The organism is Paraburkholderia sp. (genome assembly GCF_047605525.1).
Classification (GTDB): Bacteria; Pseudomonadota; Gammaproteobacteria; order Burkholderiales; family Burkholderiaceae; genus Paraburkholderia.
This window is the reverse complement of sequence record NZ_JASGFN010000021.1, coordinates 132,772-146,443: the sequence shown is the minus strand read 5'-3', so window position 1 is coordinate 146,443 and position 13,672 is coordinate 132,772. Positions and strand designations below refer to the sequence as shown.

Here is a 13,672-nt window from a genome sequence, read left to right as displayed (position 1 = left end):
CGCCTGCGCCGGGGCGCGGGCCGCCATTCGAGCCGCCAGGTCCGTGCGGGCCGCCCGCGGCACCTTGCGGCGGCGGACCGCCGTGCGGTTGTCCAGGGCCACCGCCGCCGTCGCCGCGATTGCCGTGGTGCCAGTCGCCATCGTTCGGCCGGCCGCGGTCCGGATAGCCCCGATAGCCCGGTCCGGGCCCGTAATAGCGTCCCGGTCCGGAGTAACTGCCGTATCCGAGGTAGACGTTGGTTTGGGGCACGACCGCGGCGCCGGGGGCGTAGCCGTAGCCGTCATAGCCTTCGTAGCCGCTATATCCGTTGCCGTACATTGGCGTGCCGTCTGGGTAGACCGCGCAGCCGCCGAGCAGGACGGCGAGCGCGAGGGCGGCGAGAGGTGCAGGACGTTTCATTTTGGGACCACTGCAAGTGAGAAGAAATGCTGATGTAAGAATGAGACCACTATTATCGCCAGCCGTGGCGCCTGCTTTGTATATGTTTGTAAGGTTTTCTTTTTCATGCCAGGGCTGCGGAGCGTTGGAGGAAAGAACTGTCAATTGACTGTTCCGTTTCAGGCAACGATCTATCTCGCGCCGATGGGTTTTTCTCGATTGTCAATTCCTATAGCATTTCGATTTGGCATAGTGGGTTACAAACTCATGTGCCCCCTAATCGGAAAACGACATCATGAAAAAGACAATATCGGTGTACTGGCCCTTGGCCATCGTTGTGTCACTCGCGGCACTCGCCTGTCTGCACATGAGTGGCCACGCCGCTTCAGGTGCCTCGCAGACTCCGCTCGACGCCGACCATCTGACCGCCGAACTCGCGCGCGCTGTGTCCTACGGCATGATCGACGCCGCGTCGGTATTGCCGGACAAGCCCATGCGGGCCGCCACGGCGATGCCGCTCGCCGAGGCATCGTAGCAGGCAGGGCAGCGGCGAGTGCTGGCGGTCCGCAGGGGCGGACCGTGACGCTTGCACGCTATCTCGTGCCCGGCGGGATTCCGTTGGGGTTTGTATAATCGCGGCGCCATCCGCTTTCGGTCTGCCGATCCCCCGCATGGCGCTTCGAGCGCCCGAAAATTCCTGATGAAAACTGTGTCCGTATGTTTCGTCTGCCTGGGGAATATCTGCCGTTCACCGACGGCGGAGGGCGTGATGCGCCATCTCGTCGACGAAGCGAAACTCGCGGACCGCATCCTGATCGATTCCGCCGGCACCGGCGACTGGCATATCGGCGAGGCTCCCGACGAGCGGGCGCAGCACGCGGCACGCCAGCGCGGATATGAGTTGGGCGCGTTGCGCGGCCGTCAGGTCACGATTGCGGATTTCGAGCGTTTCGATCTGCTGATCGCGATGGACGACCGCAACGTCGCCGCGCTGCGCCAGCTTTGCCCGCCCGCGCAGCGCGACAGGATCCGTCTGCTGATGGAATTCGTGCCGGAAACGGACAGCCGCTGGCATGGCGCACGCGAAGTCGTCGATCCGTATTTCGGCGAAGCGGAAGGCTTCGAACAGGTGCTCGATCAGTGCGAGGCGGCCTGCCGGGGTCTGATCACCGCGTTGCGTCCACAGTTGCTAGCGTGAAGTCCCGGCGGAATCCGCGCGCTCGACGGACGCAGAAGCGATACCAGGCAGGGCAGTCATTAAGCAAATGACTCAAATTCCACCCGCGATACTTGACTAAATCGCTCATGTATTTATACTTGACAAAACTTGTCGAGAATTGCGGTTCCCACACCATATGAGACTCACCACGAAAGGCCGTTTCGCCGTCACGGCGATGATCGACCTGGCGCTGCGCCAGGAGCAGGGCCCGGTGACGCTTGCGGGTATCAGCCAGCGCCAACATATCTCCCTGTCATATCTCGAGCAGCTTTTTGGCAAGCTGCGCCGCCATGAAATCGTCGAGTCCGTGCGCGGACCAGGCGGCGGCTACAATCTGGCGCGCCGTGCCGAAGACGTGACGGTGGCCGACATCATCATCGCGGTCGACGAACCGCTCGACGCGACTCAATGCGGCGGCAAGGGCACGTGCGAAGGCACCAAGCAGCACGACGGCCACTGCATGACGCACGAGTTGTGGTCGACGCTGAACCAGAAAATGGTCGAATACCTCGATTCGGTGTCCCTGAAAGATCTGGTCGACCAGCAACGCTCGCGCGAAGGCGCGCCCGCGGTGCTGCGCGACAGGCGCAACGACGCGCAGGCGGTCGAAGCCGTGCGCGTGGCGCCGAAAGGGCCCAATTCCGTTTTCAACATGGCCGGTTCCTGAGGCGCGGTACGAAATAGAGAAAACCACCGCCGTCCGACAAGGAATCCAGAAGCCAGAGCACATGACGTCCCCCGGAGCAATTGATGAATAACGACTCTCTCCATCTGCCCATTTACATGGACTACAGCGCTACGACGCCGATCGATCCGCGCGTGGTGGACAAGATGATTCCGTATCTGCGCGAGCAGTTCGGCAACCCCGCTTCGCGCAGCCACGCATACGGCTGGGACGCGGAGCGCGCAGTCGAGGAAGCGCGCGAGCAGGTCGCCGCGCTCGTGAACGCCGACCCGCGCGAAATCATCTGGACTTCGGGCGCGACGGAATCGGACAACCTCGCTTTGAAGGGTGCCGCGCACTTCTACAAGAGCAAGGGCAAACACATCATCACGGTGAAAACCGAGCACAAGGCTGTGCTCGACACCTGCCGCGAACTCGAGCGTGAAGGCTTCGAAGTCACGTATCTGGACGTCCGGGACGACGGTCTGATCGACCTCGACGCATTCAAGGCCGCACTGCGCCCGGACACGATTCTGGTGTCGGTGATGTTGGTTAACAACGAGATCGGCGTGATCCAGGACATCGAGACGATCGGTGAAATCACGCGTGAAAAGGGCATTATTTTTCACGTCGACGCGGCGCAGGCTACCGGCAAGGTCGAGATCGACCTGCAGAAGCTGAAAGTCGACCTGATGTCGTTCTCGGCGCACAAAACATATGGCCCGAAGGGCATCGGCGCGCTGTACGTGCGCCGCAAGCCGCGTGTCCGTATCGAAGCGCAGATGCACGGCGGCGGTCACGAGCGCGGCATGCGTTCCGGCACGCTGGCGACGCATCAGATCGTCGGCATGGGCGAAGCATTCCGCATCGCGCGCGAAGAGATGGCGACCGAAAACGAACGCATCCGCATGTTGCGTGACCGGCTGCTGAAAGGTCTGTCGGAAATCGAAGAAGTGTATGTGAACGGCGACATGGAAAAGCGCGTGCCGCACAACCTGAACATCAGCTTCAATTTCGTCGAAGGCGAATCGCTGATCATGGCGGTGAAGGACGTGGCGGTGTCGTCGGGCTCGGCCTGTACGTCGGCGTCGCTGGAACCGTCGTACGTGCTGCGCGCGCTCGGCCGCAACGACGAACTCGCGCACAGCTCGATCCGCTTCACGGTGGGCCGCTTCACGACCGAGCAGGAAGTCGATTATGTGATCAACCTGCTGAAGACGAAGATTTCCAGGCTGCGCGAGCTGTCGCCGCTGTGGGAAATGCACAAGGACGGGATCGATCTGTCGACGATCCAGTGGGCCGCGCACTGACGCGCCGGCTGGACGATATCGAACATCGCACGTTCATCGGATTGCAGGTTGAAACGAATCAAGGAGTGTAATCATGGCTTATAGCGACAAGGTCCTCGACCACTACGAAAACCCGCGCAACGTCGGTTCCTTCGCGAAGGACGACGACGCGGTCGGTACCGGCATGGTCGGCGCGCCGGCCTGCGGCGACGTGATGAAGCTGCAGATCCGCGTCGGCGCGGACGGCATCATCGAAGACGCGAAGTTCAAGACGTATGGGTGCGGTTCGGCGATCGCGTCGAGCTCGCTCGTCACCGAATGGGTGAAGGGCAAGACGCTCGATCAGGCAATGTCGATCAAGAACACGCAGATCGCCGAAGAACTGGCGCTGCCGCCGGTGAAGATCCACTGCTCGATCCTCGCGGAAGACGCGATCAAGGCCGCGGTCGCCGACTACAAGCAGCGCCACGGCGAAGCAGCGGTTGCCGAAGACGGCGAGGCCGCCTGAGCATCCGGCAAGAAGCGGTATAAGCGCGGCGCGGTTCACGCGCGCCGCGCACGCACTCTCGCAACTGAGAAACGTTATGGCAATTACGTTGACCGAAAAGGCAGCACAGCACGTCCAGAAGTATCTGACCCGCCGCGGTAAAGGCATCGGGTTGCGCCTCGGCGTGCGTACCACTGGTTGCTCGGGCCTTGCCTACAAGCTCGAGTACGTGGATGAACTCGCGCCCGAAGATCAGGTGTTCGAAAGCAGCGGCGTGAAGATCATCGTGGATCCGAAGAGCCTCGCTTATATCGACGGTACCGAGCTCGACTTCGCGCGCGAAGGTTTGAACGAAGGCTTCAAGTTCAACAACCCGAACGTGAAGGACGAATGCGGCTGCGGCGAGTCGTTCCGCGTATAGATTCGGCACTTTCCGCGTGCGGCGGACCAAAGGCGGCGCGTGCCGCCTTTTTAGTTTGATCCGCGGCGACTGATTGCGGCGGCCGAATCGGTCCAACGCTTGCAGACCGTGTTCCTGGACTTGCACTCCGGTGCGCTTACCTCAACGGACTTTTAATCCGATGGCCTCGCTGAACGACAGCCACTTCGACCTGTTCGGTCTGCCGGCGCAATTCGCGCTCGACGTCGATGCGCTCGATCACGCATACCGCACCGTGCAGGCACAGGTGCACCCGGACCGCTTCGCGGCGGCCGGCGACGCGCAGAAGCGCATCGCGATGCAATGGGCGACGCGCGCGAACGAGGCGTATCAGACGCTGCGCGATCCGCTCAGGCGCGCAACCTATCTGTTGTCGCTGCGTGGCATCGACGTCGGCGCGGAGAACAACACAGCGATGGAGCCGGTGTTCCTGATGCAGCAGATGGAGTGGCGCGAAAGCATCGAGGACGCAGCCGCGGCGAAGAACGTCGAGGCGCTCGATGCACTGCTTGCCGAACTGCGCGACGAAGAGCGCCAGCGTTTCGACAAGCTCGGCGCATCGCTCGACAGCGGCGCGAATCAGGCGGCGGGCGAGGCGGTGCGGCAGTTGATGTTCATCGAGCGTGTCGCGTCGGAAATCGGCGCGCAGATCGAGCGGCTCGAAGGCTAGCCCGGTTTGGTCGATGAGACAGGAAGCAGCAGAAAAAAACCAGAGCGGCAGGAAGCCGCGGTATCACCCCCAGCAACGCGAACATTCAGGACGGGGCACAACGTCCCCGAGAAGATCCAGATGGCCTTACTGCAAATCTCCGAACCCGGCATGGCGCCGGCGCCTCATCAGCGGCGTCTGGCGGTCGGTATCGATCTCGGCACCACCAACTCTCTCGTCGCCGCCGTGCGCAGCGGCGTGCCCGATGTGCTGCCCGACGAAGACGGGCATGTGTTGCTGCCCTCGGTGGTGCGCTACCTGGAACAGGGCGGCCGCCGCATCGGCCGCAAGGCGAAGGCCGAAGCCGCGAGCGATCCGCGCAACACGATCGTGTCGGTCAAGCGCTTCATGGGCCGCGGCAAGGCCGAAGTGGAGGGCGCCGAAAACGCGCCATACGATTTCGTCGACGCGCCCGGCATGGTGCAGATCCGCACCGTCGACGGAGTGAAGAGCCCGGTCGAAGTTTCCGCCGAAATTCTCGCGACGCTGCGCCAGCGCGCCGAAGACACGCTTGGCGACGAGCTGGTCGGCGCGGTCATCACGGTGCCCGCCTATTTCGACGAAGCGCAGCGCCAGGCGACCAAGGACGCCGCGCATCTCGCCGGCCTGAACGTGCTGCGTCTGCTGAACGAGCCGACCGCGGCGGCGATCGCCTACGGTCTCGACAACGGTTCCGAGGGACTGTACGCGGTCTACGACCTCGGCGGCGGTACCTTCGATCTGTCGATCCTCAAGCTCACGAAGGGCGTGTTCGAGGTGCTTGCGGCGGGCGGCGATTCCGCGCTCGGCGGCGACGATTTCGATCACGCGCTGTATCGCCACGTGCTCGAACAGGCCGGCATCGCACCGCAAACCCTCGTTCCGCAGGACGTGCGCCTGCTGCTCGATAGCGTGCGCGACGCCAAGGAGGCGCTGTCGAGCGCGCCGCAGGCTACGCTCAAGGCGACGCTGTCGAACGGCACCGCGCTCGATCTGACGATCGACGAAGCCACGTTCGAGACCCTCACGCAGGCGCTGGTCCAGCGCACGCTGGGGCCGACGAAAAAAGCACTGCGCGACGCGAAGATCACGACGAAGGAGGTCAAGGGCGTCGTGCTGGTCGGCGGCGCGACGCGCATGCCGGTGATCCGCCGCGCGGTCGAGGCGTTCTTCGGCCAGCCGCCGCTCGTCAATCTCGATCCCGATCAGGTCGTCGCGCTCGGCGCGGCAATCCAGGCCGATCTGCTCGCCGGCAACCGCGGCGCGGAGGGTGACGACTGGCTGCTGCTCGACGTGATCCCGCTGTCGCTCGGCGTCGAAACGATGGGTGGCCTCACCGAGAAGATCATCCCGCGCAATTCGACGATTCCGGTCGCGCGCGCGCAGGATTTCACGACCTTCAAGGACGGTCAGACGGCGATGGCGATTCACGTCGTGCAAGGCGAGCGCGAGCTCGTCAGCGATTGCCGCTCGCTCGCGCGCTTCGAGCTGCGCGGCATTCCGCCGATGGCCGCCGGCGCGGCACGCATCCGCGTGACCTACCAGGTCGATGCGGACGGCCTGTTGTCCGTGTTCGCGCGCGAGCTGGGCTCGGGCGTCGAGGCGTCGGTCGTGGTCAAGCCGTCCTACGGCCTCGCCGATGACGACATCGCGCGCATGCTCGAAGACAGTTTCTCGACCGCCGAAATCGACATGCGCGCGCGCGCGTTGCGCGAGGCGCAGGTCGAGGCGCAGCGTCTGGTCGAAGCGACCGACGCGGCGCTTGCCGCCGATGCCGAACTGCTCGACGACGGCGAACGCGCCGCGCTCGATGCGCTGCTCGCCGCGCTGCGCAACGTTGCGCAAAGCGACGACGCCGGCGCGATCGAAGCCGCCACGAAAGCGCTCGCCGAAGGCACCGACGAATTCGCCGCGCGCCGCATGAACAAGGGCATTCGCCGCGCGCTGTCGGGCCGCAAGCTCGACGAGATCTGAGCGCCGCGCGGACTTAAAAAGTCCGTACGGCGCCACTAAAATGGTACGGAGCCTGCACGCGGCATTGCTGGCAGCCGTCGTGCCTCAGACCCAAACGGAAACTGTATGCCTCAAATCGTTGTACTGCCTCACGTCGAACTGTGCCCGGAAGGCGCGGTGATCGACGCCGTTCCCGGCAAGAGCATCTGCGACAACCTGCTCGATAACGGTATCGAAATCGAGCACGCATGCGAGAAGTCCTGCGCGTGCACGACCTGTCACGTGATCGTGCGTGAGGGTTTCGCCGCCTTGACGCCATCGGGGGAAAACGAGGACGATCTGCTGGACAAGGCGTGGGGGCTCGAACCGGCTTCGCGTCTGTCGTGTCAGGCGATCGTGCCGGACGAGCAGGATCTGGTCGTCGAAATTCCGCGTTACTCTATCAATCACGCGAAGGAAAACCACTAACAGGAGGGCGCAGCCATGAAGTGGACCGATACGCAAGACATCGCGATGGCGCTGACGGACAAGCATCAGGACGTCGATCCGCAGCAGGTGCGTTTCACCGACCTGCATCGCTGGGTGACCGAACTGGAAGGGTTCGACGACGACCCGAACCGCTCGAACGAAAAGATTCTCGAAGCGATTCAGGCAGCGTGGATCGAAGACGCGGACTACTGAGCGCGGCTTCGCGGTTCCGCGAGACTGACAAGAAAAAGGCGATTCCATTGGAATCGCCTTTTTTATTCCCGCAGGAAAGCGGCAGGTGCTGACTTTGATCGTTAGTCCGCGACCAGTCCGCCGTTCTCGACGCGCACGCGCTGGCCGTCCTGGAACGGCGGCGCTTCGTGATACGTGAAGTAGCGGGTCTTGCCGCTTTCCATTCGCACGCGCACCGAATACGACGTCGTGCTGCGCAGGTGCTTTTCGACCGAGTTGCCGGCGAGCCCGCCGCCGAGCGCGCCGAGCAGCGTCATCGCGGTACGGCCACCGCCGGCGCCGAACTGGTTGCCGACTACGCCGCCGGCCACGGCGCCGCCGACCGCGCCGATCCCGGTGCCATGCCCTTCATGACGCACCGCCGAAATCGCGACGACCGTGCCACAGGTCGAGCAATAAGCGGGTTGTGGCGCTGCTGGCTGTTGCGCGTACTGCGGCGGAGCTTGCGGCGCCGGTTGCGGCGCGGCCTGTGCCTGCGGCTGCTGCGCATATTGTTGCTGCTGTGCCGGAGCGGGAGCGGGTTGCGCTGGTTGCTGAACCTGCGCCTGCTCTTGCGCCGCCTGCTGCTGCGCGGACGGATTGACCGGGGCAGCCGAGTCGACGACGCCGGGCTGTTGGGTCGCGACCTGCGCGGCCTGAGTCTGGTCGTTCTGCGCGCCGTTGCTCGACGCTTTCGGGAACACGCCGGTGATCGCCGCGGTGGCGACGAGGCTCGCGATCAGCACCGCGCCGGCGGCGACCGCGATCAGCGGATGAAGACGACGTTGCTGCGAATATTGAGTAGGGTTGTCCATTTTTGGCCTCCGTTTCTGGCCGAGCCGACACCAGCCGACTCCTTATGAGACCGAGTGTCGGGCAATTCGATCGGGGCAGCGTTTCAATTTGTAACCGGTGCAGCGATGGCATCAGGCTCGCGTCACGGCCCTGCGTGCGGCGCGCCTTGCACGCCGCAAGATTCGGGAAGCAGGGCCACCGGCGGGCTCGCGCGCGATCGTGCAGCTTTTACTGCTGGTTACAAACGCTCGATGGCAGAAAACGATCCCGGGTGGTGCGCGGAGCGCAGGCCGAAGTCCGCAACGAAGTCCGCAAAAGCCCTCGAAATAAAAAACGCCCGCCCCTGAACTGGGCCGGGCGGTTTCTCCAGCACATCCATTACGCGCGAGCGCAACGATCGGCGGCGATCAGCGAACGACGCTCAGTCCTCACGACGCAGATGCGGGAACAGGATCACGTCGCGGATGCTCGGGCTGTCGGTCAGCATCATCACGAGACGGTCGATGCCGATCCCGCAGCCGCCCGCCGGCGGCATGCCGTATTCGAGCGCGCGGATGTAGTCCGCGTCGTAGTACATCGCTTCTTCGTCCCCGGCATCCTTCTGGTCGACCTGCTTCCTGAAGCGCGCGGCCTGGTCTTCCGGATCGTTGAGCTCCGAGAAGCCGTTGGCGATTTCGCGGCCGGTGATGAACAGCTCGAAGCGCTCGGTGATGCCGTCGAATTTGTCCGACGCGCGCGCGAGCGGCGACACTTCGATCGGGTAGTCGATGATATAGGTCGGCTCCCACAACTGCGACTCGGCGGTTTCTTCGAAGAGCGCCAGTTGCAGCGCGCCGACGCCCGCGTTCAGGAATTGCGGTTGCGACGCGTCGACGCCGAACTTCTTCAGCTCCGCGCGCAGGAATTCGCTGTCGGCGAGTTGTGCGTTCGTGTACTGCGGCGCGTACTTCTGGATCGCCTGGGTGATCGTGAGGCGATGGAACGGCTTCGACAGATCGAGCTCGCGACCCTGATAGGTGATGGTGGCGGTGCCGAGCGCGTCGATCGCCGCCTGGCGGATCAGTTGCTCGGTGAAGTCCATGATCCACTTGTAGTCGGTGTAGGCAGCGTAGAACTCGATCATCGTGAATTCCGGGTTGTGGCGCACGGACACGCCCTCGTTGCGGAAGTTACGGTTGATCTCGAACACGCGCTCGAAGCCGCCCACCACCAGGCGCTTCAGATACAGCTCCGGCGCGATACGCAGGAACATCTGCATGTCGAGCGCGTTGTGGTGCGTGGCGAACGGCTTGGCCGCCGCGCCGCCCGGAATCGGGTGCAGCATCGGCGTTTCGACTTCCATGAAGTCGGCCTTGGCCATGAAATTGCGAACCGACGCGATCGCCTTGGTGCGCGCGATGAACGTGCGGCGCGTTTCCGGCGTGACGATCAGGTCGACGTAGCGCTGGCGGTACTTCATTTCCTGGTCGGCGAGACCATGGAACTTGTCCGGCAGCGGGCGCAGCGACTTCGACAGCAGACGCAGCTCGGTGCAGCGCACCGACAGCTCGCCCTTGTTGGTGCGAAACAGCACGCCGCGCGCCGCGACGATGTCGCCCATGTCCCATTTCTTGAACGCGTCGTAGGTTTCCTGGCCGACGTCGGCCGGCGTGATGAAGAACTGGATCTGACCCGACCCGTCGCGCACGGTCGCGAAGCTGGCCTTGCCCATCACGCGCTTGAGCATCATGCGGCCGGCGATCGCGACCTCGAGCGGATTCGCTTCGAGTGCTTCCTTGTCGGCGTGCTCGTACTGCTCTTGCAGCTCTTCGGCGTGGTGCGTGGGACGGAAATCGTTCGGATAGGCGACGCCCTGCTCACGCAGCTCGCGCAGCTTTTCGCGGCGCTCGGCGATGATCTTGTTGTCGTCCGCTTCGGGCGCGACGGGCGCGGCATTCGGCTGGGCCGCATTCGGCTGGGTCGGTTCGGTCATGATGATTTGGTATTCGATGGCTCGCGGCGGGTTGCTTCGCGTGCGGGAGGCCAGTCAGTGAGTGTAAAAACCTCGGGCGGCAAAAATGAGGCAACAGGCACAGGCGGCGAGAGCGCAAAAGCGGCGCGCCCCGTGCGGGCCGCGCCTAGACGCCCTGTTTCAGGCTCGCGCTGATGAACGGATCGAGATCGCCGTCGAGCACGCTCTTCGTGTTGCTGATTTCGACGTTGGTGCGCAGATCCTTGATGCGGCTGTTGTCCAGCACGTACGAGCGGATCTGATGGCCCCAGCCCACATCGGTCTTGCCGGCTTCGAGCTTGTCCTGCTCGGCCTGACGCTTGCGGATTTCCGCTTCGTACAGGCGCGATTTCAGCATCGCCATCGCTTCGGCGCGGTTGCGGTGTTGCGAGCGGTCGTTCTGGCACTGCACGACGATACCCGACGGCATGTGCGTGATCCGCACCGCGGAGTCGGTCTTGTTGATGTGCTGACCGCCCGCGCCCGAAGCACGGTACGTGTCGATGCGCAGATCGGCCGGATTGATGTCGACTTCGATCGAGTCGTCGATTTCCGGGTACACGAACACCGACGAGAACGACGTATGACGGCCGCCCGACGAGTCGAACGGCGATTTGCGCACCAGCCGGTGCACGCCGGTTTCGGTGCGCAGAAAGCCGTATGCGTATTCGCCTTCGATCTTGATCGTCGCGTTCTTGATGCCGGCGACGTCGCCGTCGGTCTGCTCGAGCACCTCGGTCTTGAAGCCCTTGCGCTCGCAGTAGCGCAGATACTGGCGCAGCAGCATCGACGCCCAGTCGCACGCCTCGGTGCCGCCGGCGCCGGCCTGGATGTCGAGAAACGCGTTGTTGGGGTCGGCCGGATTCGCGAACATCCGGCGGAATTCCATGTCGGCGACGCGCGCTTCGATCGCTTGCGCGTCGCCCTCGCAGGCGACGAGCGTGTCGTCGTCGCCTTCTTCGCGAGCCATCTCGAACAGGTCCTGCGCATCGCGCACGTCGTTCGTGATCGACGTGAGCTTGCCGACCGTGTCGTCGAGCAGCTTCTTTTCCTTACCGAGTGCCTGGGCGTGTTTCGAGTCGTTCCAGACGTCCGGGTCTTCGAGTTCCCGGTTGACTTCGATTAGACGCAGTGCTTTGTCGTCGTAGTCAAAGATACCCCCGTAGGTCGTCCGCGCGCTTGCGCAGGTCGGCCAGAGAGGCTTCGATCGCGTTGAGACGTTCCGCTTCCATGTCGATCTTTATAGCTTCGTAAAAAGCAGAAATTATAGCCGATCGGCACGTCGCGCCGGAGCCTCGCGGGCGATCCGGCGCGTGTTCGCGGTTGATTTTGCGGAGATTTTCGACGCGTTGGCGGTGCTGCCTCAGCTCATCGCATGCTCGACGATCAACTGCACCCGCGACACGCCGTTCCAGGTATCGCTCGCGAGCCGGTACGCGACGGTCGTGCGCGCGGGCAGCGTGTCGGTGTGGTTGAACCAGATCGCGCTGAAGCGCTGACGGCCGCGCAGCAGTTGCAGCTTCAGGTGCTTGTCCTTCACGAGCGCCTGCGACGCAATCTCGAATTCGCCCGAAAACACCGGCGCCGGAAAGCCCTGGCCCCAGACGGCCGCGTCGAGCATCTCGACGAATTGCGGCGTGAAGTACGCGTCCTCGAGCTCGCCGTCGGTCTCGACCGTGCGCGCGAGCGCTTCCTCGGACAGCCATTCGCGGCCGACCGCTTCGAACGCGGCGGTGAAACGCGGTACGTCGGCGGCGGCGATCGTCAGTCCGGCGGCCATCGCGTGACCGCCGAACTTGACGATCAGGTCCGGCTCGCGCTTCGAGATCAGATCGAGCGCGTCGCGCAGATGGAAGCCCGCGATCGAGCGGCCCGAGCCCCTGACGAGCACGCCGCTGTCGTCGGCGGGCGCGAACGTGAACGACGGCCGGTGGAATTTTTCCTTGAGCCGCCCGGCGACGATGCCGATCACGCCCTGATGCCAGCCCGGATTGAACAGCGTGATTGTGGTCGTGCCGTCCGGGTCGATCGTCGCGAGGTCGTCGAGCGCCTGCTGCTGCATGCCGGCTTCGATTTCGCGGCGCTCGCGGTTCATCGCGTCGAGCTGCTGCGCGAGTTCCCAGGCGCGGCCGACGTCGTCGGTGGTCAGGCATTCGATGCCGAGCGACATGTCCGACAGCCGTCCCGCCGCGTTCAGGCGCGGGCCGAGCGCGAAGCCGAGGTCGAAGCCGGACGCGTTGCGCGCGTCGCGCGCGGCGGCGCGAAAGAGCGCCGCGATGCCGGGCTGCATGCGGCCACGGCGGATGCGCTGCAGGCCTTGCGCGACCAGCACGCGGTTGTTGCCGTCGAGCCTGACGACGTCGGCGACGGTGCCGAGCGCGACCAGATCGAGCAGGCCGTCGAGGCGCGGCTCGGGCAGCGCGTCGCCGAATGCGCGACGGCGGCGCAATTCGGCGCGCAGCGCGAGCAGTACATAGAACATCACGCCGACCCCGGCGATGCACTTGCTCGGGAACGTGCAGCCCGGCTGGTTCGGATTGACGATCGCGCGCGCGGCGGGCAGCTCGTCGCCCGGCAGATGGTGGTCGGTGACGAGCACGTCGATGCCGAGCGCGTTGGCTGCGTCGACGCCGTCGACGCTCGCGATGCCGTTGTCGACCGTGATCAGCAGATCGGGCTTGCCGGCCGCGCCGCGCGCCGCGAGCGCGACGATGTCCGGGGTGAGCCCGTAGCCGTGCTCCATACGGTTCGGCACCAGGTAATCGACGCGGCCGCCGAACATGCGCAGCCCGCGCACCGCGACCGCGCAGGCGGTCGCGCCGTCGCAGTCGTAGTCGGCGACGACCAGCATGCGGCGCTGCTGCTGGATCGCATCGGCGAGCAGCGCAGCGGCGGCGTCGCAGCCCTTCAGCCCGGCGGGCGGCACGAGCCGCGCGAGGCCGGTTTCGATTTCGTCGGGCAGACAGACGCCGCGCGACGCATACAGGCGCGCGAGCACCGGGTGCAGGCCGTGGCGGGTGAGCACTTCGGCGTCGACGGGAGAGCAGGGGCGCGTAACGATTCGGGTCAT

The 13,672-nt window shown here is 64.5% G+C and carries 15 protein-coding genes; 10 read left to right on the top strand and 5 right to left on the bottom strand.

The window, feature by feature from the left end; genetic code table 11:
• On the bottom strand, positions 1-400 hold a 400-nt coding region (locus QM685_RS27040; protein ID WP_415121202.1), incomplete at its 3' end, for a hypothetical protein.
• 274 nt (positions 401-674) lie between these two features.
• Between QM685_RS27040 and QM685_RS27035 the strand changes: the two genes are divergently transcribed.
• The 10 genes from QM685_RS27035 to iscX all read left to right on the top strand — a co-directional run bounded on the left by QM685_RS27035 (position 675) and on the right by iscX (position 7,799).
• Positions 675-914 (top strand): hypothetical protein, encoded by a 240-nt coding sequence (locus tag QM685_RS27035; RefSeq protein WP_415121200.1) that lies wholly within the window; start codon positions 675-677, stop codon positions 912-914.
• Positions 915-1,079: 165 nt separating this feature from the next.
• On the top strand, positions 1,080-1,577 hold the full coding sequence (locus QM685_RS27030; protein WP_415121198.1) for a low molecular weight protein-tyrosine-phosphatase: 498 nt from the start codon (positions 1,080-1,082) through the stop codon (positions 1,575-1,577).
• 157 nt (positions 1,578-1,734) lie between these two features.
• Positions 1,735-2,265: a Fe-S cluster assembly transcriptional regulator IscR gene (gene iscR / locus QM685_RS27025; RefSeq protein WP_415121196.1), complete on the top strand. Its 531-nt coding sequence runs from the start codon at positions 1,735-1,737 to the stop codon at positions 2,263-2,265.
• A gap of 83 nt (positions 2,266-2,348) precedes the next feature.
• Positions 2,349-3,572, top strand: coding sequence for an IscS subfamily cysteine desulfurase (locus QM685_RS27020; RefSeq protein ID WP_415121194.1), 1,224 nt, complete (start codon positions 2,349-2,351; stop codon positions 3,570-3,572).
• A gap of 73 nt (positions 3,573-3,645) precedes the next feature.
• On the top strand, positions 3,646-4,059 hold the full coding sequence (iscU, locus tag QM685_RS27015) for a Fe-S cluster assembly scaffold IscU (protein ID WP_008922036.1): 414 nt from the start codon (positions 3,646-3,648) through the stop codon (positions 4,057-4,059).
• Between the two features lie 76 nt (positions 4,060-4,135).
• Positions 4,136-4,459: an iron-sulfur cluster assembly protein IscA gene (gene iscA, locus QM685_RS27010; RefSeq protein WP_415121192.1), complete on the top strand. Its 324-nt coding sequence runs from the start codon at positions 4,136-4,138 to the stop codon at positions 4,457-4,459.
• Between the two features lie 160 nt (positions 4,460-4,619).
• A complete protein-coding gene (hscB, locus tag QM685_RS27005; RefSeq protein ID WP_415121190.1) occupies positions 4,620-5,147 on the top strand; it encodes a Fe-S protein assembly co-chaperone HscB in 528 nt (175 codons plus the stop codon).
• Between the two features lie 120 nt (positions 5,148-5,267).
• A complete protein-coding gene (gene hscA / locus QM685_RS27000; RefSeq protein ID WP_415121188.1) occupies positions 5,268-7,139 on the top strand; it encodes a Fe-S protein assembly chaperone HscA in 1,872 nt (623 codons plus the stop codon).
• Between the two features lie 105 nt (positions 7,140-7,244).
• Positions 7,245-7,586: an ISC system 2Fe-2S type ferredoxin gene (gene fdx, locus QM685_RS26995; protein WP_415121186.1), complete on the top strand. Its 342-nt coding sequence runs from the start codon at positions 7,245-7,247 to the stop codon at positions 7,584-7,586.
• Between the two features lie 15 nt (positions 7,587-7,601).
• The gene (iscX, locus tag QM685_RS26990) at positions 7,602-7,799 is read left to right on the top strand and encodes a Fe-S cluster assembly protein IscX (protein ID WP_013588918.1); all 198 of its coding nucleotides are present in this window, start codon (positions 7,602-7,604) and stop codon (positions 7,797-7,799) included.
• A 101-nt stretch (positions 7,800-7,900) separates the two neighbouring features.
• Here iscX and QM685_RS26985 read toward each other — a convergent pair whose 3' ends face one another.
• The 4 genes from QM685_RS26985 to recJ all read right to left on the bottom strand — a co-directional run bounded on the left by QM685_RS26985 (position 7,901) and on the right by recJ (position 13,672).
• Positions 7,901-8,632 (bottom strand): glycine zipper 2TM domain-containing protein, encoded by a 732-nt coding sequence (locus QM685_RS26985; RefSeq protein WP_415121183.1) that lies wholly within the window; start codon positions 8,630-8,632, stop codon positions 7,901-7,903.
• Positions 8,633-9,033: 401 nt separating this feature from the next.
• On the bottom strand, positions 9,034-10,584 hold the full coding sequence (lysS, locus tag QM685_RS26980; protein WP_415121182.1) for a lysine--tRNA ligase: 1,551 nt from the start codon (positions 10,582-10,584) through the stop codon (positions 9,034-9,036).
• Between the two features lie 145 nt (positions 10,585-10,729).
• A complete protein-coding gene (prfB, locus tag QM685_RS26975) occupies positions 10,730-11,725 on the bottom strand; it encodes a peptide chain release factor 2 (RefSeq protein ID WP_415121212.1) in 996 nt (331 codons plus the stop codon).
• A gap of 240 nt (positions 11,726-11,965) precedes the next feature.
• Positions 11,966-13,672 (bottom strand): single-stranded-DNA-specific exonuclease RecJ, encoded by a 1,707-nt coding sequence (recJ, locus tag QM685_RS26970; RefSeq protein WP_415121180.1) that lies wholly within the window; start codon positions 13,670-13,672, stop codon positions 11,966-11,968.

What these genes read in the sequence shown, in the direction of transcription:
- QM685_RS26985 (WP_415121183.1), bottom strand. Translation starts at nt 8,632, where the DNA reads ATGGACAACCCTACTCAATATTCGCAGCAACGTCGTCTTCATCCGCTG.
- QM685_RS27020 (WP_415121194.1), top strand. Translation starts at nt 2,349, where the DNA reads ATGAATAACGACTCTCTCCATCTGCCCATTTACATGGACTACAGCGCT.
- hscA (WP_415121188.1), top strand. Translation starts at nt 5,268, where the DNA reads ATGGCCTTACTGCAAATCTCCGAACCCGGCATGGCGCCGGCGCCTCAT.
- lysS (WP_415121182.1), bottom strand. Translation starts at nt 10,584, where the DNA reads ATGACCGAACCGACCCAGCCGAATGCGGCCCAGCCGAATGCCGCGCCC.
- fdx (WP_415121186.1), top strand. Translation starts at nt 7,245, where the DNA reads ATGCCTCAAATCGTTGTACTGCCTCACGTCGAACTGTGCCCGGAAGGC.
- iscR (WP_415121196.1), top strand. Translation starts at nt 1,735, where the DNA reads ATGAGACTCACCACGAAAGGCCGTTTCGCCGTCACGGCGATGATCGAC.
- recJ (WP_415121180.1), bottom strand. Translation starts at nt 13,672, where the DNA reads ATGACCCGAATCGTTACGCGCCCCTGCTCTCCCGTCGACGCCGAAGTG.
- iscX (WP_013588918.1), top strand. Translation starts at nt 7,602, where the DNA reads ATGAAGTGGACCGATACGCAAGACATCGCGATGGCGCTGACGGACAAG.
- QM685_RS27030 (WP_415121198.1), top strand. Translation starts at nt 1,080, where the DNA reads ATGAAAACTGTGTCCGTATGTTTCGTCTGCCTGGGGAATATCTGCCGT.
- iscU (WP_008922036.1), top strand. Translation starts at nt 3,646, where the DNA reads ATGGCTTATAGCGACAAGGTCCTCGACCACTACGAAAACCCGCGCAAC.
- QM685_RS27035 (WP_415121200.1), top strand. Translation starts at nt 675, where the DNA reads ATGAAAAAGACAATATCGGTGTACTGGCCCTTGGCCATCGTTGTGTCA.
- hscB (WP_415121190.1), top strand. Translation starts at nt 4,620, where the DNA reads ATGGCCTCGCTGAACGACAGCCACTTCGACCTGTTCGGTCTGCCGGCG.
- iscA (WP_415121192.1), top strand. Translation starts at nt 4,136, where the DNA reads ATGGCAATTACGTTGACCGAAAAGGCAGCACAGCACGTCCAGAAGTAT.